Annotated in this window: 1 pseudogene; it reads right to left on the reverse strand. The window is 81.1% G+C overall.

Features of this window, described 5'->3' with window-relative positions:
* A pseudogene (locus AB8Z36_RS41740) lies at positions 1-538 on the reverse strand (acyl-CoA dehydrogenase family protein); the annotation flags it as partial.
* Positions 539-702 lie beyond the last annotated feature (164 nt).

The following is a 702-nucleotide window of genomic DNA, read 5'->3' on the forward strand; positions in this document are numbered from 1 at the left end:
CATCCGCGAGGCGGTGCTTGACCGCTTGGAAGGACCCGATCGGCCGGCCGAACTGCTTGCGCTGCCGCACGTGCTCCAGGGTCCGCTCCAGCGCCCGGTCGGCGGCTCCCACGGCCTCGGCGGCGAGCACGGTGGCGGCCACGTCACCGGCGGCGGCGAGTGCGGCGGGCACGTCGGACGCGTCGTCGTCGCCGAGCAACTCCGCTCTCACATCGCGCAGTTCGACGCGGGCCTGGGTGCGGGTCTCGTCGAGCGCGGTCTGCCGCGCCCGCACCATGCCGCGCGCGTCCTCCCGTACGAGGAAGAGGAGCGTACGGGAACGGGCGAAGCCCCCGGTGTGGGCGGCCACGACGAGCAGCCCCGCGCTGTGCCCGTCGAGCACCTGCTCGGCCTGCCCGTACAGCCGCCAGGTCCCCTCGCCCAGCCTCGCCTGCACGCCGCCCGCGCGTCCGCCGCCCGCCCAGTCGCCGCCGTTGTCCCCGACGAGGCCGAGCGCGGTGGCGAGACCGGCCCCCGGCACGGCGAGGGCGGCGGTAAGACGGGGGGGGGGGGGGGGGGGGGGGGGGGGGGGGGGGGGGGGGGGGGGGGGGGGGGGGGGGGGGGGGGGGGGGGGGGGGGGGGGGGGGGGGGGGGGGGGGGGGGGGGGGGGGGGGGGGGGGGGGGGGGGCCGCCAGGTCCCCTCGCCCAGCCTCGCCTGCACGC

It is taken from the genome of Streptomyces flavofungini (genome assembly GCF_041028215.1).
Lineage (GTDB): Bacteria > Actinomycetota > Actinomycetes > Streptomycetales > Streptomycetaceae > Streptomyces > Streptomyces flavofungini_B.